The organism is Phytohabitans flavus, assembly GCF_011764545.1.
In the GTDB taxonomy this organism is placed as follows: Bacteria; Actinomycetota; Actinomycetes; order Mycobacteriales; family Micromonosporaceae; genus Phytohabitans; species Phytohabitans flavus.
Genome location: NZ_AP022870.1, coordinates 2,535,104 through 2,557,052, shown reverse-complemented (window position 1 = coordinate 2,557,052; position 21,949 = coordinate 2,535,104). Strand labels below are relative to the sequence as shown.

Sequence of the window (21,949 nt, the reverse complement as noted above, 5' to 3'; positions counted from 1 at the left end):
CCGCTACCAGCAGCCGCCGCACGCCGGGCGGCCACCGCCGTGGCCGTACCGGATGTCGCGGCTGTACGCGACGTCCTTCCTCGGCAACGGCGTCACCTCGAGCGGCGCCGCCGCGCTCTCGCGGAGCACCCCGACGCAGTCGACCGCCACGTCGTAGTCGGTGACCACGCAGATCGCGAAGTACACCGGGCCGTCCTCGACGTACCGCCCCTCCTCGAACGGCACCCATGCCGCATGCCGGTACCGCCTCAGGTCGGCCGCGCGCAGCTGCCCCGACTCGCTGTCGCCGTCGTACCGGGCGTACCCGAACCGGGCCTGCCTGTTATGGACTGAGCAGTCGAGATGGCCCCGCAGCGTCAGGAACGCCTGCCCCCGCTCGGACACCTCGACCGCGTCGATGGCCCCGGAGAAGCACCGCGCCCGGTGCCACACCGGGTCCGCGGCCATCGCCGGACCGGACGACAGCACCCCGACCGCGACGGCGATCAGCGCCACGAGGGCGCGCTTCGGTAACGCTACGTACGACACGCACCGATCCAAGCACAGCCGCCCATGCCTGTCCGTCGCGCGCAACCTCGTCGACGAACTTCGTTGCGCGATACAGCAACGCGCGCGGCTACGGCTTGAGGGCGACGCCGACCAGGCCGGGGATGTCCGGCGTGCTGTCGGCGTCCGCGGCCGCCGGGGCGCGCCACCGCAACACCCGGGCCACGCCGGGGTCGGCGAGCTGCCAGCCGGCGAACAATGCCTCCACCTCGGGCTGCGAGCGGAGCGTCAGCGGCGCGGCGCTGGAGCTGTAGGTGCGCACGCTCTGCTTCACCTCGTCGGTCATCTCCGCCGGATGGCTAATGTGCGAGATGACGAGGCCGCTGCCGGACGGCACCGCGTCGCGGTACGCCGCCAGCGCCGCCCACGGGTCGTCCGCGTCCGAGACGAAGTGCAGGACCGCGACCATCAGGATGCCGACCGGGCGGTCGAAGTCGATCAGGCGCTGGGTCTCCGGATCGGCGAGAACGGCGTGCGGCGACCGCATGTCGGCCTGCACCACGCCCACGCGGTCCGCGACGTCGGCCACGAGGTGCCGGCTGTGCGTGACCGCCACCTGGTCGACGTCCACGTACACCACCCGCGCGTCCGAGGTCGCCCCGAGCGCGATGTCGTGCACGTTGCCCACCGTGGGGATGCCCGCGCCCAGGTCGATGAACTGCCGCACGCCCGCGTCCAGCAGGTACTCGACAGCGCGGCCCAGGAAGCTGCGATTCGCCGCCGCCCACCGCCGCGCCTCCGGCTCGACCGCCAGCAACTGCTCAGCCAAGGCCCGGTCCGACGCGAAGTTGTGCCCGCCGCCCAGCAGATAGTCGTACACCCGGGCCGGGCTGGGCCGTGAGAGGTCGACGCCCTTCGCCCAGGACGGCTGGTCCGCCGGCGCCGGGAAGCGCTCGCGGAAGCGGGCGTCGTCGCCGTCGACGACCGGGTCGTCCTCGTCCGCCAGGTAGAAGGCGAGGAACTCGCTGTCCGCGTCGCCGCCGGCCAGCAGCTCGCGCCAGGTCCACAGGTTGGGGTGCGGGATGTGGGTCGCCGACTCGGCCGGTGTGAGACGCGCGACAGCCTCGGCGAACCGCTCACGGTCCAGGCGGAAGACGCCGGTCGTCGACACGTACCCGCAGACCGATGCCATGACCACCGAGGGCAGCGGGCGGGCGGCGCCGGGTGGGTTGATGTGGCCGAACGTGAGGTCGTCGCCGTCCTTGCGGGCCACGCCGTGCGCGGCCGGCGCGACGTAGCCGGGAATGCCGGCCGCGTACCGCTGATGCGCCTCGCGCAGCTCGTCGTCCGTTACCCAGGTCTCAGCCACCACTTGCTCCTCCCAGTCCGCAGGGATCCTAGAGGTACTGCCTGGGAGATGACCGGAGGTCGGCCGCTACGACCGGGTCCGGACCGGCCACGTTGGCAGCGCTCCCGGCGATTCGCGTTGCGCCCCGGCGGCAGCCGGGGCGGCGATAGTCTTGCGCCACTCACCTCACCGCGTCGGGAGCAGCCACTGATGGCAACCGGTCCAATCTCCGACACCACGTACCAGACCCATCGGCTCGAGGTCTCCGTCGACGTGCCGTTCGACGAGTTCAGGCGACGGTTCGAGACGGCGGTCCCCGCCATCGACGACGCGACGCTGGACGCGCTCGTGGGCCGCAAGGCGGACTGGTCGGAGATGACCACCTTCGTGGACGGCTCGGCGCCGCAGGGCTTCCTCAGGTACTGGACCAGCAACCCCGGGCCACTCATGAGCCTGGCCGGCGACCCCGGTGAGTGCGCGGCGTACCTGATGGGCAACCACATCATCGCCGAGCGGATGTACCGGTACGACCCGGCCGCGATGATGTACGCACCGCTGCGCCCGGTGATCTCACAGCGCGACGGCGGACCCACCAAATTCACCATCGAACGCCCGGGCGCGGCCTTCGCCTCGTTCAGCGACGGCCGCATCGCCGAGGTCGGCGTCGAGCTGGACCGCAAGGTCGCCGCGCTCCTCCAACACCTCGGCGCCCCCGTCCCACCCAGCCTCCTCGAATAACGGTCGGCCTCGCGGCTGTCCACAATGGTGTCCGCGGATCCAATCAGGACAAAGACTCGAGCTACCGCGACGTCCGTTGTGGTCCGGACCGCTGCTCCCGCGGCCTCACCCTCCGCGTCCCACAACCAAACCCTCCGCCACGGCCAGCCGTCGCGGCGGCGCCGGAGGCGATCCAACAGATCGTGGTATTTGGCTGTCGCTGTAGGACAGCTAAAATACCACGATCTTTCGTGATGCCGGCTGGGAGCCGGGCAGGTTGGGTTGTGAAGCGCGGAGGGTGAGGCCGCGGGAGCGGCGGTCTGGACCACCGCGGACGTCGCGGTAGCTCAAGTCTCTTTCGTAAAGAGCCGCGGCCACCATTGTGGACAGGCCTGATGACCGCGGCCCCAAAGGTCCTTAGCTCAAGGTGCCGGTGACGTTGCTGCCGGACTTGGTGACGTAGTACGTGAGCGTGGTGCCGCTCCAGAAGTGGAATGTCAGCGTCACCCGCTGGCCGTCGTTGACCTCGGCGAAGAACTCGGGCTTCAGCGTGATGGTGTTGGCGCTGTAGTTCGGCGCGAACGCGACGTCGAACTCCTTGAAGGAGGTCCAGTTGTGCGGGCCGGCGTTGCTGCCGTCCGCGTACCTCGCCTCCATCGTGGCTAGCTGGTCGCCGCGGAACTGTGCCGGCAGGCTGAACGCGCCGGTCTGGCCGGTCGCGGCGCCGAGCACCGGCGGGTCGTACGTGATGATGCTGATCCGCCATGGCACGCCGGCCGAGAAGCGGGCCTGGATGTTCGCGTTTACGCCGTACGCCCGGGAGCCGACGAGCCGGGTGACCGCGGCGGCGGTGAGCGTCAGCGTGCTGCCGGAGACCGTGTAGTCGGTACCGCTGGCCAGGTCGGTGCTCCCCTGCCGCAGCCCCTGGAACGACAGGCCGTTGAGGTTGAGCGTCAGGCTCTTGCTGGTGACCGAGCCGGTACGCGGCACGTACACCTGGTCGCTCGACGCGGTGCCGGAGCGGGTGGTCCAGCTCGACTTGACCTGGGCGATCAGCTCCGGGTCGCTCCACTGGAAAGACGTGCGGCCGAAGTGCTGGCCGTTGTCCCACAGCTGGGTGGTGAGCCGCCGGCTGCGGGCGTACCAGCCGAGGTACTCGAAGAACTTCAGCTTCTCGCCCTGCTCGATGGTCCCGGTGTGCCGGTCGAAGCCGAGCAGGCCGTACTCGCCGATGATGACCGGGATGTTCCGCGACACGAAGGCGTTGTAGACGCGGTCGAACTGGCCGACCAGGTCCTGCTGCGCGGTGGCGTCGAAGCGGGTGCCGCCGGCGACGTTCACGCTGAACGGCCAGTAGCCGTAGAAGTGGACGGTCGCGATGAGATTCGGGTCGTTCAATGTGTTGAACGTGTTCAAAAGCTCGTCGACCCTGGGCTGGTCCGCCGACGTGTGCAGCGTGGGGAGCACGAGCAGCCGGGTCGCGTTGCCGCCGCCGGACTGGCGCACGATGCGGTGGAACGAGGTGTGGAGCTCGTTCAGCAGCTGTGCGTTCTGGGCGTCGCCGGAGCTGCCGGTGAACTGCGGCTCGTTCACGCTCTCCAAGGTCAGCCGAGGTGAGGCGTCCCGGAACGCGGCGGCGAGCTGCGTCCACAGCGCGTTGTACCGGTTGTGCACGTTCGTGCGGTCGGTGGGCATCGTGTTGATCCACTGCCACGAGTCGTGGTGCAGGTTGATCATCACGTAGAAGCCGTCGGCGAGGGCCCAGTTGACCACCTCGCGGACCCGGGCGAGCCAGGCCGCGTCGATGGTGTAGTTAGGCGCGCCGCCGTGGTGGTTGCTCCAGGTGACCGGGATGCGGATGCTGTTGAAGCCCTGCGCGCGGATGTTGTCCAGCAGCGCCTCGGTGACCCGAGGGTTGCCCCACGCGGTCTCGTCCGCGCCGACCGCGTCGAACGAGTTGCCCAGGTTCCAGCCGGGCTGCATCGCGGCCACGGCGGCCATCGCGTTCCCCGCCGGCGGCGGCGTGGTCGGCGGCCGCGAGGTGGGCGGCACGCTGGTCGTGGGCGGCGGTGTGGTGCCGCCCACGCTTCCCGTGCAGGTGACGCCATTGAGGGTGAACGAGGTGGGCGCGGTGTTGGTGCCCGTCCACGAGCCGTTGAACCCGAACGAGACGGTCGCGTTGGTGGCGATCGCGCCGTTGTAGCCGACGTTCGTCGCGGTGACCTGGGCACCCGAGGACGTCACGGTCGCGTTCCACGCCTGGGTCACCCGCTGTCCGGACGGGAACGTCCAGACCAGGCTCCAGCCGTTGACCGGGTCGCCGAGGTTGGTGATGCCGACGTTCGCGGTGAAGCCGCCGGGCCACTGGCTGCCGGCCGTGTACGCGACACGGCAGCCGGCCGCCGCCTGCGCGCTGGTTGCCACGACGATGCCGGCCACCGCGACGAGTCCGGCGGTGGCCGCCGCGAGTCCGAGCCGCCAACGGGTACGCCTCATAGGTGCCCTCCAGGTCACGGCGGCGCGGGGAGCCGGGCGCCACCCGCGCGCGCCGTGAACATTAAGTTGGGTCGGCAAACTTTGTCAATCGGTGAGTACCGATGCGAGCGTTACCGGTACGTGAGGTCCGAGCTGGCGTAGAAGCAGTTGGTACTGTCCGCGCCGGTGCCCACCTGCGACGGCTCGTCACCGCTGTTGTTCCCGTTGTACTTGCGGCAGATGACCATCGCGCGCGACGAGTCGTTCACGATGGTGATCCCGCTGAACCGCGCGGTGTCCCCGTAGTTGACGTTGACGCCGGCGATCGTGTTGCCGGGCCGGGTGAGCGTCACGTTCCGGATCACCACGTTGCGCTGGTACTGCGAGGAGCAGTTGCCGCACGACCGGTAGAACGTGCCGAAGTTCGACGCCTGGAAGTTCTGGATGGTCAGCGTGCCCGGGCCGTTGTGCTGGAAGACCTTGTCGCTGGCGCTGCGTGCGCCACCGCCGTCGACCAGGAAGCTCGGCGAGCCGCTGCCCCGGAACGTGGCCGCGTCCTCGCCCACGTCCTCCCACCACACGTTGCGCAGCGTGCACGGGCCGGCGCAGTGCACGCCGTCGCCGGCCGGGGCGCCGATGATGACGTTCTGGAGGGTGGCGCCGGAGGCCAGGCTGAACATCGGGTCCTGGTCCTCTTCCTGCCCACCGTCACCGATACAGCAGTAGCGCCGCATCCCGCCGTCGAGCGTGCCGGAGACGTTGATCGTCCCGTTCACCGAGACCTGCCCGGTCGGGGTCGGCCAGCTGCCCGACGGCGGCGGCCCGGTGGTCGGTGGTGGCGTGCTGCCGCCGCCCACGTTGATCAGCTGCCACTGCTGGTTCCACCCGTTCAGGTCGGTGAACTGGGCGATCGGCGCACCGTCCACTGTGGACCACTCCCACAGGTCGAGGGCCTTGTTGCTGTGCCGGCTGATGAACCGCACGTAGCCGCTGTCCGAGTCGGCGAGCCGGAAGTGCTGGCGGGTGTTGTTGTTGTCGGTCATCTGGACCAGGCGGGCGCCGTCGGTGGCGTTCGGCACCTCGAGGACCTTGCCGCTGTGCGCCGACCTGATCTTGTAGTAGCCGCTCCCCGCGTCGACGAAGCGCCACTGCTGTACGGCGAGGTTGTTGCGGGTGAACTGCACGATCGGGGCACCGTCGTTCGTGGCCCAGTTGTACAGGTCCATCGCCTTGCCGCTGTGCCGGTTGACGAACACGTAGTTCACGCTTGTGCTGACGTTCGCCGCCGACGCCGAGGTGATGCCGACGGTGGTGATCGCACCGGCGGCGACGAGGGCGGTCGCACCGGCTACGAGCGCCAGGCGGCGCCGGCCGGTACGTCTCAGTTGGATCATCCTGGGACTCCTCTGTGGTCACGGTGAGCGAGGCGCCGTGGCAGATGCGGCACCCGGGTAGACGCTCCGGAACAACAGCAGACAATGAAGAGAATCGATCTGCTACAGAGATACGCCCATTACCAGCGTCGATGCAAGAGATAGTTTGACGTCTTTACTTACTCGCGCCGCTATGCCACCATCGGTGGGCCGTGACCCAGAGTTAGGAGAGCTCCTTGCCGAACGAGCGGACGTCCGGCGCGTCCCGGTAGAAGCCGAAGTCGGCGATACGGCCGTACCCCGAGGTCAGGTAGAGCTGGATCGCCTCGGGCTGGCGGATGCCGGTCTCCAGTACCACCCGGCGCCGCCCGTGCTCGTGGGCGGAGCGCTCCACCTCGGCGAGTACCGCCCGCGCGAGGCCGCGCCCTCGGGCGGCCGGCGCGGTGTACATCCGCTTGATCTCCGCGGTCGTGCCGTCCGGGCCGTGCCCGCGCCAGGCACCGGACGCGACAGGTTCGCCGTCGAGATAGGCCACGAAGAACGCGCCGCGCGGCGGGTCGAAGTCGGCGGCGTCGATCGGGGTACCGTCGCCGTCCCCGTCCCCGTACCGCTCGCGCAGGTCGGCCAGAGCGGCCTCGACGAGCGCCTGCGCGTCCGGGTCGAGGTAGCCGACCCGCCTGATCTCGATCTTCTCCACGACCCCATCTTGCCTGGTCGGGCCGGCGGTGCCGGCCTGCGGGCCCCCGGGCCGGCCTAGCGGACCTCGGGGTGGGCCGTGTCGTGCGTGGTGAGGCGGCCGCACATCCCCCACCGCGCGCCGTTCGGCGCTTCGAGCACCGCGGCGTCGCCAAGGTGGGCCGCGTCGCCCCGCGCCAGGGCGTCAAGCATGCCGGCGGTGCGGCTGGCCTCGCGGGCGACCGTCTCCTCCCAGATCCGCCGCCAGCCGGCGACCGCCGGGCGGACCAGCGCGACCGCGCTCGCGTAGAAGCGCGCCAGCGGCTCCGGGTCGCCGGCGCGCAGCGCGTCCGCGATCCGCAGGAAGCCTTCGACCGCGAGGTCGCGCCGCACCGCGACGGCGGCCTCGACACCCTCGTCCGGGAGGATCGCCGCGGCACGGTACGCCTCAGGGTCGGCCAGCACCTCGTCCGGGAACGTCATCACCGCGTCGCCGGCCTCCGGCAGACCGGCGTTCGACATCACCACGACGACCTCCAGACCACCGTGGTTGACCGCGCGGTGGATCGTGCCGGGCGTGAACCACACCGTCGTGCCGGCGCGCAGCGGCGTCTCCGCGAAGCCGGCGCCGGACAGGGTCTGTAGCGCGCCGTGGCCGCCGATCACCACGTAGCCCTCGGTGGATGCGGTGTGCACGTGCGGGGTACCGCCCTCGAGGCCGTCCGCGCACTGTCCGCTGTAGACGGAGAGCCGGCTGACCGAGGTACCGCCCGGGAAGGCCGGCGTGTTCATGCCAGCACCTTCCGGCCGCGCTCGGCGAGCTTCCGCGTGCCCTCGTCGCCGTGGTCACCGGCGGCCACCACGACCGCGTACCGGAAGCCGACTGTCTCGCCGTGCGGCACGGCGACCTCCTCGTGGAAGAACGGGGCCGGGCAGAGGCAGGCGAACTCCTCGCTGCGCGCGAACCACGGTGTCGGGTGCCGAGGGTTGGCCGGGTCGTCCACCATCACGATCGTCGAGCCGCGCCCGCCGTCGCTGCGGTAGGCGAGCCACTCGGCCCGGGTACCGCGCAGGTCGTTGCCGCCGCCGGTGCGCTCCGGCGACTGCACGGTACCCCCGGTGAACGAGCGCGGGCCGCGCCAGAAGAGCCCGCCGTAGCCGGCGTTCGGCCGGCCCTTGGTGGTGGGCGACCCGATGTCCAGTGTGGAGCCGGAGACGTTCGCCATCTCGGTGGCGAAGACAAGCGCCCAGGCGCGCCCGTCCAGCACGGTAACGGCGAGGCTGCGCCGCTCGTCGAAGACCGGCTCCCCCGCCTCGGTGCGCCAGTCCAGCCGGTGCGCGACCGCCAACTTGTCGCCGTCGGTGGTGAGCGCGGTCATTTCCTGGTGCGTGGCGCTGCCGTTGTTGGCCAGCTGTACGTACTGGCCGTCCACATAGGTCGGACCGCCCCAGAAGTTGTGCTTCCCCACGTACGGCAGCGACCACGCGATGCCCTTGTGCCACACGTGGTCGTCGGGGCGGAACGCGGTCACCACGTCACCGGCGAGCGTCCGTACCGGGTGCAGGTACGGCTTCGGCGACTCGAGCGTGGGGGTGTCCGGCGCGTACACGTACGTGAGGAGGTCGACGTTGCCGGCCGTGACCGTGACCGACCGGCCGGTGTCGTGGTGTGCCTTCAGCCCCATGGGGCGCCCGTCCCGTCCATCCGTGCCGCGAACGGCGCTGGTACCGCTCCGCCGCGCACCCGCTCGCCGGTGAAGGCGGAGGCGTAGAGCGCGGCGATGAACTCCACCGTCGGGCGGGCGTCGGCGAGCGTGACGGGCGGTGGCTCGCCGGCGTCGAGCGCGTCGTACACCGCCGCGAGCTGTCCACTGTGGCCGCTCTCGCCGGGCACCGGGTCGGCCGCCCAGCGGGCCGCCACCGCCTCGTGTCCGGGCGCCGGCGTCACCCGCCAGTCCGCGTCGCTGTAGCTGTAGAGGTGCTCGAGCTCCACACTCGCGTACTCGTAGTCGAAGCGCAGCGCGGTCACCTGGCGGGGCGAGAGCACGGAGTTGACGACCGTGGCGACCGCGCCGCTCTCGAACGTGACAAGCGCCATCGACACGTCTTCCGTCTTCACCGGCCGGGCGAGGCGGGCCGCCACGGCGGTGACCTCGCGCCACGGTCCGAGCGTCGAGAGGAGCAGATCGAACTGATGGATGCCGTGCCCCATCGTCGGCCCGCCACCCTCGGTCTCCCAGGAGCCGCGCCAGGGGACGGCGTAGTAGGCGTCGCCTCGGTACCACTGGGTGAGGCATGTGGCGGTGAGGGGCCGGCCCAGCTCGCCCGCCGCGGCCATCCGGCGCAGCCGTGCGACGCCGGGCCCGAACCGATGCTGGAACACCGTCGTCACATACGCCCCCGAGCCGCGCTCGGCCTCGATCAGCTCGTCGAGCTCGTCGAGCGAGACGACCGGCGGCTTTTCCACCAGCGCGGTGACGCCGGCCGCGAGGCACCGCGCCGCCAGCGACGCGTGCGATCCGGGGGCGAGCAGATGTGCGCGAGGTCGAGCTCCTCCGCGCCGAGCAGCTCGTCCAGGCTCGCGAACACCCGCGGCACGTCCCACTCCTTGGCGAACGCGCGGGCCCGGTCGGCGTCCACGTCGACGGCCGCGACGAGGCGGCCCCGGCCCGAGTCCCGCACCGCCCGCGCGTGGGCGCCGGCTATGCCACCGGTGCCGACGATCGCGATACGGTACGTGCGCTGCGCCATCCACCTGACCCTATGTGGGTAATCGTGAGCCGGCCAAGCGAAAACTCAGGTTCCGGGAAGTGTGTCGGCTAGGTCATACCCGCACCCGGCCCGTCGAGCACCTCGGCGAGGCGGCGGAGGATCTGGCCGCGCCAGCCACCGCCCATGATGCGACGGGCGAGCTGCTGGGTGGGGTCGTCGGGGTCGAAGCCGCTGTGTTCGAGCAGCACCCGTGTACCGGTGCCCTCGGCCGTCAGGGTCCAGGACACCTCGGTGCGGTTGGCGTCCGGGCGGGCGGCGTCCGTCCAGCTGATCCGCAGCCGGTGCGGCGGCGTGACCTCGAGGACCTCGCAAGCGATCACGCCGGAGAAGCGGGTCGCGCCGACCGGGCGGGCCTGGAACGTGAAGCGGTGTCCCGGCTCGGCGCGGAAGTCGTTCGGCATCAGCCACTGCGCCATCAGGTCCGGTGTGGTCAGTGCCCGCCACACCTTCGCCGGTGGGTGCGGGTAGAACTGGTCCACTCGGATCGCCTTCAGGTCCTCGGGGACCGTCCACTCGTCACTCATCGCGATCCATCCGGTCGACGACCTCGCCGAGCGCCGCGAGGCGGTCGCGCCAGAAGCGCTCGTACGGGCCCAGCCAGTCGACCAGGCCGGCGAGGGGCGTGGCGGTGACCCGGTAGATCCGCTGCCGGCCCACCGCCCGCTCCTCCACCAGCCCGGCCTCGCGCAGTGCCCGCAGGTGCTCCGACACGCTCGGCCGGCTCATCTCGAAGAGGCGGGCCAGGTCGCCCGCGCTCCGGTCGCCGTCCAGCAGCGCGTCGAGGATGTCCCGGCGCGTCGGGTTGGCCAGCGCACCGAAGAGCTGGTCGAGCGGGCTTTCCTTGACGCGTCGGGGCACGGCGCCAGCATCTCATCCGTTGAGGACGTACCCGTTTCCGTCCGGGTCGGCGAACGTGGCCTGGCGGCCCCACGGCATGTCCGTCGGGCCCTCGACCGCCACGCCGGCACCTCGCAGCCGCGCCACGTCGGCCTCGACGTCCGAGCTGGCCAGCACGGTGCCCTGGGCGGCGCCCGCGCTCGTACCCGGGAACGGCCGGTGCAGGACCAGCGACGTGCCGCCCGCCGGGCCCACCTCCAGCCACCGGTTGTCGCCGAAGGCCCGGTCCGCCTTCACCTCGAAGCCGAGCACGTCCACGTAGAAGTCGCGGGCCTTGTCCTGGTCGGAAACGAATACGGTCATCGTCCGCACGCTGTCGATCGTCATGCCGGAGACAATACGTAGGAGATTTCCTACACGTCAAGCCGGGTGCCGCGTCCGGCCGCGCGCATAGCGACCGTGACGCTGGGTACACCTTCGGCATGAAGCTGGATGCCGCCGGCGCCGTTCTCGACGCCGACGTGGTCGTGCCGGAGGAGCCGCGCGGGATGGTGCTCTTCGCACACGGCAGCGGCAGCTCGCGGCTGAGCCCGCGCAACCGCATGGTCGCCAGCCGGCTGAACGCGGAACGCTTCGGCACGGTGCTGACCGACCTCCTCACACATGAGGAAGAGCGGGTCGACGCGGCGACCGCGGAGCTGCGGTTCGACATCGAGCTGCTCGCCGGCCGACTGAACGCGATCATCGACCGCCTCCCCGAGCTGCCCCAGGTACGCCATCTGCCGATCGGCCTGTTCGGCGCGAGCACCGGCGCGGCCGCCGCGCTGGTGGCCGCCGCCGCCCGGCCCACCCGGGTAGACGCGGTCGTCTCCCGCGGCGGCCGCCCCGACCTGGCCGGCGACCACCTGGCCGGCGTGGCCGCGCCGACGCTGCTGATCGTGGGCGGGCAGGACGAGGAGGTGCTCGACCTCAACCGGTCGGCCGCGACCCGGATCGGTGGCGAATGGGGACTGCGGGTCGTCGACGGCGCCACCCACCTCTTCGAGGAACCGGGCGCGCTGGAGGAGGTGGCGAACGCGGCAACGGCGTGGTTCAACGTCCACTTGGACGAGCGCGGCGGCGATGTCCAGGAGCCGGAAGGCGTGATCATGGAAGGTGGCGGCCATGCGTGAGTCACAGTTCACCGACCGCGACGAGGCCGGACGGGTCCTCGCCGAGGCGGTCACGACCCGGGCGCCGGAGCTGGTCGGCCAGGGCACGCTGGTGCTCGGCCTGCCGCGCGGCGGCGTACCGGTGGCGCGGTACGTCGCGGAGGCGCTCGACGGCGAGCTCGACGTGCTCGTCGCCCGCAAGATCGGCATGCCCGGCCAGCCCGAGCTCGGTATCGGCGCGGTCACCGCGGGCGGGCCGGCGGTCTTCGACCACCGCTCGCTGTACCAGTTCGGCCTCGACCCCGAGCGCCTCGAACCGGAGGTGGAACGGGAGCGGGCCGAGGCCCAGCGGCGGCTGCTCCGGTACCGCGGCGACCGCCCGCCGCCCCGGGTCGAGGGCCGGCCCGTCGTGATCGTCGACGACGGCCTCGCCACCGGCGTCACCGCGCGAGCCGCGCTGCGCGCGATACGGGCGCGGGAGCCGTCCCGGCTGGACTTCGCGGCGCCGGTCTGCGCGGCACAGGCCGCCCCGCTGCTGAGCGAGGAGGCGGACGACGTCTACTGCGTGATGCAGCCGGCGGACTTCGTCGCGGTTGGCGAGTGGTACACGGACTTCGCCCAGCTCACCGACGCGGACGTGGAAGAGGCGCTGGCCGCGGCGCTGCACCGCGCGCGCCGCTGAGGCTGTGGCCGGCCCCGCGGAGCGGGAGGGAAACCCGCCCCGCCAGCCACATGAGGCGAGCGCCCACTACTCCGCCAGGAAGCCCATCAGCGCCGGGTTCACCTCTTCCGGGTGGGTCCACCCGACGTTGTGCGGCCCGCCTTCGACCGGTACCAGCCGCACGTCCTTGAGCAGGGCGGGCAGCCGCTGGGCGGTATTCGGGAACGGCAGGATCCGGTCCTCGGTGCCGTGGATGACCAGCACCGGCACGTCGATCTTCGGTAGGTCGCCGCGGAAGTCGGTCAGCCACGAGTCGACGCACACGTAGGAGGCCCACGGCGAGCCGTCCGCGGCCACGTTGAAGCTGGCCTGCCACGCCTGCGGGCTGATCCGGGTCGGGGCCAGCTTGTCGACGTTGTAGAAGTTGTCGAAGAACATCTTGAAGTACGCGTACCGGTCAGCCAGGATCGAGCTCTTGATGTCGTCGAACACCTGCTGGTCGACGCCCTCGGGGTTGTCGCCGGTCTTCAGCAGAAACGGCGGGATCGCGCCGAGCAGCGCCGCCTTGGTTACCCGGGACGAGCCGAAGTTGCCCAGGTAGCGGGTCACCTCGCCGGTGCCCATCGAGAAGCCGACAAGCACGGCGTCGCTGAGGTCGAGCTGCTCCATGAGCATGTTCAGGTCGCTGGCGAAGGTGTCGTAGTCGTACCCCAGCGTGGGACGGCTTGACATGCCCCACCCGCGCCGGTCGTACGCGATCACCCGGTAGCCGGCGTCCAGAAGCTCACGGTGCTGCCGCTCCCACGAGCGCCCGTTCAACGGGTACCCGTGGATCAGCACCACGGGCTGTCCTTGCCCGTGGTCCTCGTAGTAGAGCTTGATGTCGGCGCCGTTCTCGGCGCCGACCTTCACAAACGACATGGTGGCCCTGCCTCTCTCGTGACGGCCTGCGCCCTATCCTCCGCACGGAACCGTCCCGATTTCTGGCGTTTACCGGCTTTCCCTATCGCCTGCGCCACCACTTCGCCGGACGGGATACTCCCCGCCCGGCGACGGCCGTCTCAGGCCGCGATCTGCTCCGCCGGCGCGGCCGCGGGCGTGAGCGTGGGCTCCGGTGCGCGGGCGCGGTGTCCGCGCCTGAGCGCGAGGGCCGCGCCCATGGCGGCCAGCGGGATCGACGGCACCGTGTACCGGGGCTCCATCACCGACGTCGCGACCGAGATGACGATCATGCCGAACGCGACGCCGGTCAGGAACAGCCCGTCGATCACGTCCCGCCGGTCCTGCGCCACCCGCCGCCAGCGCCGGACCAGCGGCGCGGCGATCGCGAGCAGGAGGCAGAGCGCGGTGAACGTGGCCGGCAGCGTCCCCACCTGGCTGTAAGTGTGTAGCGGGCCGGTGAGGGCGGTCCGGTGCTCCGACCCGTTGACCCCCTCGCGCCGCGTCGCGATGTCCTCGGGCGCCATGATCGGCTGGCAGTTGGTCAGCCCGGCGGTGGGAAAGCTCCACAGCTGGTCGAAGCACGAATACCGGTCGTCGGGATCCGGGCCGACGCGCACCATGAACCACGTCTCGACCGCGACGGTCCGGGCGTAGTCGAGCGGCTGGGCCATGATCGCCTTGCGCGCGAACGACGCGAACATCGCGTCGTGCTCCCGCTTCTGAAACTTGGCGGCCGGCGAGGCGCGCGACCAGATGTACAGGTCGACGGCCCTCCGCTCACCCAGCGGCTCGGGCGGGCAGATCTGCCGCTCCCGCGCGGTGAGGTTGTGGACCTTGGCACAGTCGACGAACGACATGGTGCGGGCCCACATGAACCGGCCGGTGAACGTGCCCAGCGAGTAGGTGCCGTGGTGGTGCTCGTACCACACCGCGTACCCGGCCAGCGGTATGGCGAACGCCATGGCGAAGGCGCCGACGCGCAGCAGCCCGGCACGGCGTACCAGCAGGTAGAGCGCCACGACGACGACCAGCGGCAGCGCGATCGTACGGGTCAGGGCGGCCGCCGCGAGCAGCGTCCCGCCGCCGGCCGCGGCCCACCAGCCCGGCCGCTCCGACCAGCACAGCGCGATCACCGCGCCCACCAGCAGCGCGATGAAGAGCGACTCGGCGATCAGGAAGTGCTCCAGCAGCACGGTGCGCGCGTCCAGCAGGATCGGCGCGACGGCGATCGTGGCCAGCCACCGGGCGAGGTCGCGGCGGCGCAGGAAGGCGTACATGAGTATCGCCACCGCGAGGCCGAGCAGGTGCTGAAGGCCGATGATCAGGCGGACCGAATGCAGCGGCGACAGTACCGAAAGTACGAACGAGTACCCGTACGGCCGGGACGGGTTGGGAACATGGGTGTACGCACCATTGACGTAAATGGTGGAGTCACCGAAAAACCAGAACCCCGGCGAATACCCGATCATCGCCAGCACGCGGAATGCCGCACCCGCGGCGACCACCACGAGAAATGGCCAATGACCGCGCAACAGGCGCCACAGCACTATTCCCCGAAGCCCTGCCACCGGCCCCGTGCCGGTTTAGGGCGTAGGCGACGGTACAGCAGCCCTCAGGGCCAGGCAACGCCCGGTAGCCGGCCGTTACGGCGCCGACCGCTCGATCGCCGAGGGCCCTTCGTCGGCCAGCCGGCGCCGCGCCTCCTCGAGCCTTTCCGGCGTGGGATCCTTCCCTTCCGAGATCACCAGGTCCTCCGGCTCCCACGGCTGCTCCGCACCGGTCCGCGGCTGCTTCTCCCGCCGCCGCTCCGCACTGTTGTCCGTCATAGCTCTCACCCCCTTTGGCAGGTACCCCCGTGCCCGGAGTCCACGCTTTTCAGGCGCGGCGGAGTAGTGGCAGCACGGCGCCCCAGGCTCGGGTCGGCCGGGTCGACGAGCCCGGCATGACGGACAAGCACCAACTGTCCGGTTGATCGAACTCGCCCGCCGCTCAATCGGCAACGGTGGTTGTCCATGGACCGGGTGTGGCATAGCGTCCTCTCGTCGCCCGCGTGTCCGACCGGGTACGTGCGGTGATCACCTCGTGCACTGACGCGCGCGGAAAGGGGAGGACGTTGTTACGTCGTACATCCAGCGGGGGACTATGTGGACAAGCAGGAAAAGACGGGCACTGATTTCGGTACCCATGCTGGTCGTCGCAATCGCTGGTGTGTCGGTGACCTCGGCCGGTCCAGCGGCGGCTGACCGCCCCGCCAGATTCATCCCGACGGACCGTGACTTCTACATCAACTATGTCGAGCCGAAGGTGGAGCGCGCCTCGGACGGCAAAGAAGTCGTGACCACGGCCGGCAAGCACAAGGTCAAGCAGGCGCAGCCGGACCCGGTGACCCAGTACGGTCGCAAGTTCTCCGAGGGCAACCCGGTCGCCGCCCGCAGCCTGGCCAGGACCGAGGCCGAAGCGATCCGCACCGGCAAGAACCCCCGGCACATCCGCTACAAGCAGGCCGACGAGACCCAGGTCGCGAAGCTGCTGACAATTCTCGTCGAGTTCAACCCGAACGCGAATGACGACTTCTCCGGTGTGATGGTGCCGCAGGCGACATTCGACGACGCCACCACTCCGCAGAACGAACGCGACTGCGTGCCCGGCAACGTACAGAGCGGGCCGCTGCACAACAACATCCCGAACCCGGCCAACGCGTCCCACCCGGACAACAACAGCTTCTGGGTGCCGGACTTCTCGCCGGACCTGTACAACAAGATGCTCTACACCCGAGACGGCATCACCGACCGAGTGCGCAAGGACCTGCGCGGCCCGGACGGCAAGCGGGGCATCAACCTGCGTGGGTACACGATGCACAACATGTACCTGGAGATGTCGAAGGGGGCGTACACCGTAGACGGTGAGGCGACCCCGTGGGTGACGGTTCCGCACTCCGAGGCGTGGTACGGCGCCGACACCTGCACGCTCGTCGACGGCGAGTGGGTGGCCGGCCAGAGCCAGGACATGAACGGGCACCCGGACAACCCGGGCGGCGCGGCGACGCTGGGCATCGACGCGGTCAACGTCCTCGCGGCGCAGAACCCGAACTTCCCGTGGGCCGACTACGACCTCGAGGACGTGTCGGACGCGGACGGCGACGGCAACATCAACGAGCCGGACGGCGTCGTCGACCACCTGGTGCTGGTGCACGCGGGTGAGGACAAGTCCGGTGGCGGCGGTGCCCAGGGTCCGTACGCGATCTGGGCCCACTCCTCCACCGTCGTCCCCGGTCACACGATCCCGGGTACCAACACGATGATCAGCAACTACATCGTGCAGCCCGAGGACTCCGGCGTCGGTGTCTTCGCCCACGAGTACGGCCACGACCTCGGCCTGCCGGACCTGTACGACATCGCGTCCGGCGGCGAGTCCGACGTCGACTTCTGGGACCTGATGTCCTCCGGCTCGCACACCGGGCCGATCTTCCAGGGCATCCCGACGCACATGGGCCTCTGGGACAAGTTCGTGCTCGGCTGGGCCGACCCGCTGATCCTCAACCCGGGCGACGACCCGGCCCGGGTCAAGGTGGGCCAGACGTCGCGCACCCCGGTGGGCACCGAGGACGGCGTCCGGGTCAACCTGCCCACCAAGGAGGTCGCCCTCTCCACACCGCACAGCGGCACGGGCCAGTGGTGGACCAACAACGACCAGGCGTGGGCGGACATCCGCATGACCCGCGAGCTGGCGGTTCCGGCCGGCGGCGACATTCGGTTCTGGCTGTGGAACCACTACCAGATCGAAGAGGACTGGGACTTCGGCTTCGTCGAGGTGTCCACCGACGGTGGCGCCACCTGGGCCGAGCAGAAGGTCTTCGACGCGGCGGGCACCCTCGTCTCCACGGACGACGGCTACGCCGACCCGCACGGCCGGATGCACGACTTCGGCGACAAGAAGTACGGCCTCACCGGCAACACGGGCGGCGACTGGCGGCACGACTACGTCAGCCTGACCCCGTTCGCGGGGCAGACCGTCCAGCTGCGGCTGCGGTACGCCACCGACGAGGCGTTCGAGGACGTCGGCTGGTTCACGGACGACTTCTCGGTCACCGCGGACGGCACCACGACCTGGTCGGACGACGCGGAGAGCGGCAACAACGGCTGGACGCCGACGGTCACCTCGTTCACCAACACGACCGGCACCGGCTGGAGCATCTCGCCCGGCAAGTTCTCGTACGCGCACTACTACCTCGCCGAGTGGCGCAACCACGACGGCTTCGACGAGGGCCTGAAGTACGCGTACAACACGAACTACAACCGGGACGGTGCCTGGAAGGTCGAGCGGGTGCCCTACAACGCGCCGGGTCTGCTGGTGTGGTACCGCGACACCAGCTACGGCAACCTCAACCTGGTCCTCAACAACCTGGGCGACCCGCCGAGCATCGGTAGCAAGGGCGGCCTGCTGATCGTCGACTCGCACTTCGATCCGCTGCGCCGGCAGGGCCTGGCCGCCGACAAGGACCCGTCGGGGCTCAACAACCTGCCGTCCCGGCCGCAGTCGTCGAACGCGGCGTTCGGATTCGGCAAGACGTACCCGTTCACCGACTGCTACGAGGCGCCGAACGAGCCGTTCAGCGCGTACTGCACGAAGTTCAAGTCGCAGCCCGGCGTCACGAGCTTCACCGACGCCAAGACCTGGTACCCCGGTATCGAGTACCGGCCCGACCTCAACGCCGCCAACCCGTACTTCTACCGCGACATCGACGCGTCGGTCGTGCTGCCCTCCGAGGGCAACACGCCGTACACCGTCCGGATCGTGGACAAGAACGGCAAGCCGGCGAAGGGCCAGTACGGCCTCGACCTGGGTGGCGGCGTCCTGACCGGCACGGGCAACCCCGGTGACGCCGGCGTCAACTTCGGCGTCGGGTTCCGGCTGCTCTACCCCGGCCACGGCAACAAGTGGGTCACCGTCCAGGTGACCCCGCCGCCCGCGGCGCCGTAACCCCGCACCACCTTTCGGGGCCGCCGCCAGCGCCGCTGGCGGCGGCCCCACCTTTGGGGGCTGAGCTTGCCAAACGCGAAGGGTGAGGCCGCGGGAGCGACGGTCTGGACCACGACGAACGCCGCGGTAGCTCAATTTCTTCAGAGCCAGCCGCGATGACGGAACAAGCTGTACAGGGTGGCGCACGTCAATGCCATGAGGGCGAGGGCGAACGGGTAGCCGAACAGCCAGTGCAGCTCCGGCATGTGGTCGAAGTTCATCCCGTAGATGGTGCCGATCAGCGTCGGCGCGAACAGGATCGCCGCCCAGGCCGAGACCCGCTTTATCTCTTCGTTCTGCGCGAACGACGCGCGGGTCAGCTGCCGGATCTCCTCGTTCTGCGACTGCGAGACGAGCGTCGCGTTGAGGGTGAGGATGTCGGCGAGCGCCTGCCGGAACCCGTCCACCCGCTCGGCCGCCGTCGTCGCGTGGTCGGCCACGTCCGCCAGGTAGCGGCGCAACTCGGGGTCCGTGCGGTACTTGTCGAACCCGGCGGTCAGTCCCGCCAGGATCTCCAGCAGCGGCCGGGTGGCCCGCTGGAACTCGACCACCTCGCGGGACAGCTCGTAGATGCGGCGGGACACCTTCGGGTCGCCGCCGAACACCTGGGTCTCGATCTCGTCGATGTCGTTCTGGAGGCCGGCGATCACCGGCGCGTACCCGTCCACCACCGTGTCCAGGATCGCGTACAGCACCGCCTCCGGACCCCGCGCCAGCAGCTTCGGGTCCCCCTCCAGCCGCCGGCGCACGGCAGGCAGGTCCGGCGCCGCGCCGTGCCGCACGGTGACCACGAATTCGGGCCCGACGAACAGGTGCAACTCGCCGAAGTCGACCTCCTCCAGGTCGTCCAGGTAGCGCGCCGCGCGCAGCACCACGAAGAGCGTGTCGCCGTACCGTTCCAGCTTCGGCCGCTGGTGCGCGACGATCGCGTCCTCCAGCGCCAGCTCGTGCAGCCCGAACTCCTCACCCACGGTCAGCAGCTGCGCCTCCGCCGGCCGGTACAGCCCGATCCAAGCCATCGCGTTCGGCGTGTTCCGCATGCACTCCGAGGTCCCCGCCACGGTCTGTGGGGTATCCATCCGCCGCCCGCCGGCGTAGATCGCCGACGTGACGACGCTCTCCTCCACCGGCGGGACCTGGCCGTCCTGGGCCGCCCGGGGGTCCATCGAGAGCTCCGGCGGAGGACCGGTCGGGGTACGGCTTTCGGAGCGCCGCAACAGCCGCGGACGTACCTTGGTGCGCCAGTTGTCCCCCATGACCGCCTCCGCCCTCCCCCGCCGGCGGTTGGGCCGCCGTCGCGTGCCAGAGATACCCGCCCGGCGCCGGGTTCTCTCCGGAATTCAGGGATTCTGAACGCGGGATGTAGAAGCATGCGCTACCGCTGAATGCCTGAGCACGGGACGATCAGGCCATGACGGAGTACCGGGCGGCCTTCGACGCCGACGTGACCTTTACCAACGGGGGCGACCTGCGGGTGCGGGGCTTCCGGCTGGACGTGCCCGGCGCCGAGGTCGCCGAGGACGTGCTCGCCGACCTGTTCGTGCGCGAGCTGGGCCTGCTGATGGTCGGCGAGGTGCGGCTGCGCGACGTGCGGGTCGTCGCCGAGGCGCACAAGGGCACGCGTGTCGCGTCGCGGTCCGCTGTCGGCGGCGGCGGGCGACGGCTCGTCGAGCTCAACCACGTGATCAGCGCCGGCATGACCACCTATCCCGGCCTGCCCGGACCGGAGATCACGCCACACCTGACGCGGGCCGAGTCGCGCGGGCGCTACGCGCCCGGCACCGAGTTCGGCATCGACCGCATCAGCATGGTGGGCAACACGGGCACCTACCTCGACAGCCCTTTCCACCGGTACGCGGACGGCACCGATCTGGCCGGTCTCCCGCTCGACGCGGTCGCCGACCTGTCCGTGGTACTCGTCCGGGTGACCGGTAGCGCCGAGCCGGGAGTGAGCGCGCGGGCCCTGGCCCCGTACGAGGTGGCCGGCGCCGCGGTGCTGCTGCACACAGGCTGGGACCGGCACTGGGGCACCGAGGAGTACGGCGCGTCCGACGCCCCATACCTCACCGAGGACGGCGCCAAGGCGCTCGCCGCCGCGGGAGCCCGCCTCGTCGGCATCGACAGCGTCAACATCGACAGCACCGCCGGCGACACCCGCCCCGCCCACTCGATCCTGCTCGCCGCCGGCATCCCGGTGCTGGAGCACCTCACCGGGCTCGACAAGCTGCCGCCCACCGGCGCCCGCCTGCACGCCGCACCGCCGCGCGTACGGGACTTCGGCACCTTCCCGGTGCGCGCGTACGCCATACTGTCCGAATAGGACGGCCACGCTCTGGATTTCGAGATCTTCTGGGGTAGGGGTCACATTCGATTTCTTGAGACAAGGTATTTGCCCCGGTCCGCGTCAGCCGCTGACCGTTTGCTCCCGCGGGCACCGCGCAGGCCGGCGGCTCGCTGGCGCTCGCCGAGATCCCCGACCTCCGCTGCCACGTCCGCGGTCCAAGCCCCCCGGGGGTGTTGCCGGACGCGGGGTAGAGGTGGGTGCGCAGGCGCAGATGCTGGTCCCGCGGCGACCGCGCAGACGCTTCCTTGATCGGCGCGGTCGGGTTGGTGTACGCGACGGATCGTGGTACCGAACTGCCCCTCCAGGGGCAACTAAGTACCATGATCTGCCCTCTCTAGATCCACCGGTTTGGTTCAGGGGTTCTCGGGCTTGCCGGGCATTGTTCGGGTGTGGGCGTCAGCATGGAGCGGTGAGCTACCCGCCCGAGCCCTGGGACCTGCGCGGCCAGATGTACGTCTCGGTCTGGCCGCTCCCCCGCGCCCTGCTCCCGCCGCTGCCCGCCACGCTCGCCGCCGAGGTGCGGCCGCTAATCGTCGCCGGCCGTGGCCTGATCGGTACCGCGTGGGTGGACTACGGACCGGGCGGGGTGCTGGAGTACCGCGAGCTGCTCTCCGCCGTGCTGGTCCGCCGCGCCGGGCGGCCGCTGGTGTCCATCGTGGACATCTGGGTGGACAGCACCGCCTCGCGGGACGGCGGGCGCGAGCTGTGGGGCATCCCGAAGGAACTGGCCGACCTCGACTTCCGCACCACCACGCGCCCCGGTCTCGACGCCCGCGCCACAGCGGACGCGCGACCCGTAGCGGACGCCCGGGCCGGGCTTGACGCGGGGGCCGCAACCGGCGACTCGGCCGGTGGGATTGCCGAGGCCGAACTGCGGGCGGGCTTACGCCTGCCGGGGCGCTGGCCCGCGGGGTTCTCGGTCATCCAGGTAGTCGGCGACCGGACGAAGACCACGCCGGTCCGCGCCCGCGCCACCGTCCGCCTCGCGAAGGCGGCCTGGCGGGTAGCGCCGGACGGGCCGCTCGCCTACCTCGCCGGACGGCGTCCCCTGCTCACGTTCGCTCTGCACGACTTCCGCCTGGTATTCGGCCGGCGGCCCGCGCCCGGCGAGGCCGCCGGCGGCGGCCGGTAGGCCACACGCCCGGCAAC

The 21,949-nt window shown here is 70.7% G+C and carries 22 protein-coding genes; 6 read left to right on the top strand and 16 right to left on the bottom strand.

Annotation, left to right across the window (positions count from 1 at the left end):
• Positions 1-3: 3 nt before the first annotated feature.
• Together Pflav_RS11040 and Pflav_RS11035 are read right to left on the bottom strand one after the other, a co-directional pair.
• Positions 4-528 carry a hypothetical protein gene (locus tag Pflav_RS11040; RefSeq protein WP_173035942.1) on the bottom strand — a complete coding sequence of 175 codons (525 nt, stop codon included), beginning with the start codon at positions 526-528 and terminating at the stop codon, positions 4-6.
• 88 nt (positions 529-616) lie between these two features.
• Positions 617-1,855 carry an SAM-dependent methyltransferase gene (locus Pflav_RS11035; RefSeq protein WP_232071245.1) on the bottom strand — a complete coding sequence of 413 codons (1,239 nt, stop codon included), beginning with the start codon at positions 1,853-1,855 and terminating at the stop codon, positions 617-619.
• Between the two features lie 189 nt (positions 1,856-2,044).
• Here Pflav_RS11035 and Pflav_RS11030 point away from each other — a divergent pair, with 189 nt between their 5' ends.
• The gene (locus Pflav_RS11030) at positions 2,045-2,572 is read left to right on the top strand and encodes a hypothetical protein (RefSeq protein ID WP_173035940.1); all 528 of its coding nucleotides are present in this window, start codon (positions 2,045-2,047) and stop codon (positions 2,570-2,572) included.
• A 396-nt stretch (positions 2,573-2,968) separates the two neighbouring features.
• On the opposite strand, the gene Pflav_RS11025 is transcribed toward Pflav_RS11030, so the two are convergent.
• From Pflav_RS11025 to Pflav_RS10985, 10 genes are all read right to left on the bottom strand, one after another.
• Positions 2,969-5,047, bottom strand: a complete 2,079-nt coding sequence (locus tag Pflav_RS11025) for a cellulase family glycosylhydrolase (protein ID WP_173035938.1) — start codon at positions 5,045-5,047, stop codon at positions 2,969-2,971.
• Between the two features lie 110 nt (positions 5,048-5,157).
• Complete coding sequence (locus tag Pflav_RS11020) at positions 5,158-6,420, bottom strand: pectate lyase (protein WP_173035936.1); 1,263 nt, start codon at positions 6,418-6,420, stop codon at positions 5,158-5,160.
• A gap of 202 nt (positions 6,421-6,622) precedes the next feature.
• On the bottom strand, positions 6,623-7,096 hold the full coding sequence (locus tag Pflav_RS11015) for a GNAT family N-acetyltransferase (RefSeq protein WP_173035934.1): 474 nt from the start codon (positions 7,094-7,096) through the stop codon (positions 6,623-6,625).
• Positions 7,097-7,152: 56 nt separating this feature from the next.
• Positions 7,153-7,866: a cupin domain-containing protein gene (locus Pflav_RS11010; RefSeq protein ID WP_173035932.1), complete on the bottom strand. Its 714-nt coding sequence runs from the start codon at positions 7,864-7,866 to the stop codon at positions 7,153-7,155.
• Positions 7,863-8,759, bottom strand: a complete 897-nt coding sequence (locus Pflav_RS11005; protein ID WP_173035930.1) for a DUF6807 domain-containing protein — start codon at positions 8,757-8,759, stop codon at positions 7,863-7,865. Before Pflav_RS11005 ends, Pflav_RS11010 begins: the two co-directional genes overlap by 4 nt.
• Complete coding sequence (locus Pflav_RS11000) at positions 8,750-9,541, bottom strand: Gfo/Idh/MocA family protein (RefSeq protein WP_197938329.1); 792 nt, start codon at positions 9,539-9,541, stop codon at positions 8,750-8,752. Before Pflav_RS11000 ends, Pflav_RS11005 begins: the two co-directional genes overlap by 10 nt.
• Entirely contained in the window at positions 9,496-9,825 is a 330-nt protein-coding gene (locus Pflav_RS43495; RefSeq protein ID WP_197938327.1) for a Gfo/Idh/MocA family protein, read from the bottom strand. Before Pflav_RS43495 ends, Pflav_RS11000 begins: the two co-directional genes overlap by 46 nt.
• A gap of 68 nt (positions 9,826-9,893) precedes the next feature.
• A complete protein-coding gene (locus tag Pflav_RS10995) occupies positions 9,894-10,370 on the bottom strand; it encodes an SRPBCC family protein (protein ID WP_173035928.1) in 477 nt (158 codons plus the stop codon).
• Entirely contained in the window at positions 10,363-10,704 is a 342-nt protein-coding gene (locus tag Pflav_RS10990; RefSeq protein ID WP_173035926.1) for an ArsR/SmtB family transcription factor, read from the bottom strand. Before Pflav_RS10990 ends, Pflav_RS10995 begins: the two co-directional genes overlap by 8 nt.
• A 12-nt stretch (positions 10,705-10,716) precedes the next feature.
• Positions 10,717-11,070 carry a glyoxalase superfamily protein gene (locus Pflav_RS10985; protein ID WP_173035924.1) on the bottom strand — a complete coding sequence of 118 codons (354 nt, stop codon included), beginning with the start codon at positions 11,068-11,070 and terminating at the stop codon, positions 10,717-10,719.
• A gap of 95 nt (positions 11,071-11,165) precedes the next feature.
• On the opposite strand from Pflav_RS10985, the gene Pflav_RS10980 reads away from it, so the two are divergent.
• Together Pflav_RS10980 and Pflav_RS10975 are read left to right on the top strand one after the other, a co-directional pair.
• Complete coding sequence (locus Pflav_RS10980; protein WP_173035922.1) at positions 11,166-11,855, top strand: dienelactone hydrolase family protein; 690 nt, start codon at positions 11,166-11,168, stop codon at positions 11,853-11,855.
• Positions 11,848-12,516, top strand: a complete 669-nt coding sequence (locus Pflav_RS10975) for a phosphoribosyltransferase (protein ID WP_173035921.1) — start codon at positions 11,848-11,850, stop codon at positions 12,514-12,516. Before Pflav_RS10980 ends, Pflav_RS10975 begins: the two co-directional genes overlap by 8 nt.
• Before the next feature lie 66 nt (positions 12,517-12,582).
• On the opposite strand, the gene Pflav_RS10970 is transcribed toward Pflav_RS10975, so the two are convergent.
• From Pflav_RS10970 to Pflav_RS10960, 3 genes are all read right to left on the bottom strand, one after another.
• Complete coding sequence (locus Pflav_RS10970) at positions 12,583-13,416, bottom strand: alpha/beta fold hydrolase (protein WP_173035919.1); 834 nt, start codon at positions 13,414-13,416, stop codon at positions 12,583-12,585.
• Between the two features lie 140 nt (positions 13,417-13,556).
• A complete protein-coding gene (locus Pflav_RS10965; protein WP_173035917.1) occupies positions 13,557-14,942 on the bottom strand; it encodes a hypothetical protein in 1,386 nt (461 codons plus the stop codon).
• 138 nt (positions 14,943-15,080) lie between these two features.
• Positions 15,081-15,263: a hypothetical protein gene (locus tag Pflav_RS10960; RefSeq protein ID WP_173035915.1), complete on the bottom strand. Its 183-nt coding sequence runs from the start codon at positions 15,261-15,263 to the stop codon at positions 15,081-15,083.
• Positions 15,264-15,621: 358 nt separating this feature from the next.
• Between Pflav_RS10960 and Pflav_RS10955 the strand changes: the two genes are divergently transcribed.
• Complete coding sequence (locus Pflav_RS10955; RefSeq protein ID WP_232071243.1) at positions 15,622-18,417, top strand: immune inhibitor A domain-containing protein; 2,796 nt, start codon at positions 15,622-15,624, stop codon at positions 18,415-18,417.
• A 140-nt stretch (positions 18,418-18,557) separates the two neighbouring features.
• Here Pflav_RS10955 and Pflav_RS10950 read toward each other — a convergent pair whose 3' ends face one another.
• Complete coding sequence (locus Pflav_RS10950) at positions 18,558-19,712, bottom strand: magnesium and cobalt transport protein CorA (protein ID WP_232071241.1); 1,155 nt, start codon at positions 19,710-19,712, stop codon at positions 18,558-18,560.
• A gap of 155 nt (positions 19,713-19,867) precedes the next feature.
• Here Pflav_RS10950 and Pflav_RS10945 point away from each other — a divergent pair, with 155 nt between their 5' ends.
• Both Pflav_RS10945 and Pflav_RS10940 read left to right on the top strand, forming a co-directional pair.
• On the top strand, positions 19,868-20,776 hold the full coding sequence (locus tag Pflav_RS10945; protein ID WP_173035911.1) for a cyclase family protein: 909 nt from the start codon (positions 19,868-19,870) through the stop codon (positions 20,774-20,776).
• 433 nt (positions 20,777-21,209) lie between these two features.
• On the top strand, positions 21,210-21,932 hold the full coding sequence (locus tag Pflav_RS10940; protein WP_232071239.1) for an acetoacetate decarboxylase family protein: 723 nt from the start codon (positions 21,210-21,212) through the stop codon (positions 21,930-21,932).
• Positions 21,933-21,949 lie beyond the last annotated feature (17 nt).

What these genes read in the sequence shown, in the direction of transcription:
- Pflav_RS11005 (WP_173035930.1), bottom strand. Translation starts at nt 8,759, where the DNA reads ATGGGGCTGAAGGCACACCACGACACCGGCCGGTCGGTCACGGTCACG.
- Pflav_RS11010 (WP_173035932.1), bottom strand. Translation starts at nt 7,866, where the DNA reads ATGAACACGCCGGCCTTCCCGGGCGGTACCTCGGTCAGCCGGCTCTCC.
- Pflav_RS10960 (WP_173035915.1), bottom strand. Translation starts at nt 15,263, where the DNA reads ATGACGGACAACAGTGCGGAGCGGCGGCGGGAGAAGCAGCCGCGGACC.
- Pflav_RS10975 (WP_173035921.1), top strand. Translation starts at nt 11,848, where the DNA reads ATGCGTGAGTCACAGTTCACCGACCGCGACGAGGCCGGACGGGTCCTC.
- Pflav_RS10970 (WP_173035919.1), bottom strand. Translation starts at nt 13,416, where the DNA reads ATGTCGTTTGTGAAGGTCGGCGCCGAGAACGGCGCCGACATCAAGCTC.
- Pflav_RS10995 (WP_173035928.1), bottom strand. Translation starts at nt 10,370, where the DNA reads ATGAGTGACGAGTGGACGGTCCCCGAGGACCTGAAGGCGATCCGAGTG.
- Pflav_RS43495 (WP_197938327.1), bottom strand. Translation starts at nt 9,825, where the DNA reads ATGGCGCAGCGCACGTACCGTATCGCGATCGTCGGCACCGGTGGCATA.
- Pflav_RS10980 (WP_173035922.1), top strand. Translation starts at nt 11,166, where the DNA reads ATGAAGCTGGATGCCGCCGGCGCCGTTCTCGACGCCGACGTGGTCGTG.
- Pflav_RS10985 (WP_173035924.1), bottom strand. Translation starts at nt 11,070, where the DNA reads ATGACGATCGACAGCGTGCGGACGATGACCGTATTCGTTTCCGACCAG.
- Pflav_RS11030 (WP_173035940.1), top strand. Translation starts at nt 2,045, where the DNA reads ATGGCAACCGGTCCAATCTCCGACACCACGTACCAGACCCATCGGCTC.
- Pflav_RS10955 (WP_232071243.1), top strand. Translation starts at nt 15,622, where the DNA reads ATGCTGGTCGTCGCAATCGCTGGTGTGTCGGTGACCTCGGCCGGTCCA.
- Pflav_RS10945 (WP_173035911.1), top strand. Translation starts at nt 19,868, where the DNA reads ATGACGGAGTACCGGGCGGCCTTCGACGCCGACGTGACCTTTACCAAC.
- Pflav_RS11020 (WP_173035936.1), bottom strand. Translation starts at nt 6,420, where the DNA reads ATGATCCAACTGAGACGTACCGGCCGGCGCCGCCTGGCGCTCGTAGCC.
- Pflav_RS10950 (WP_232071241.1), bottom strand. Translation starts at nt 19,712, where the DNA reads ATGGGGGACAACTGGCGCACCAAGGTACGTCCGCGGCTGTTGCGGCGC.
- Pflav_RS11025 (WP_173035938.1), bottom strand. Translation starts at nt 5,047, where the DNA reads ATGAGGCGTACCCGTTGGCGGCTCGGACTCGCGGCGGCCACCGCCGGA.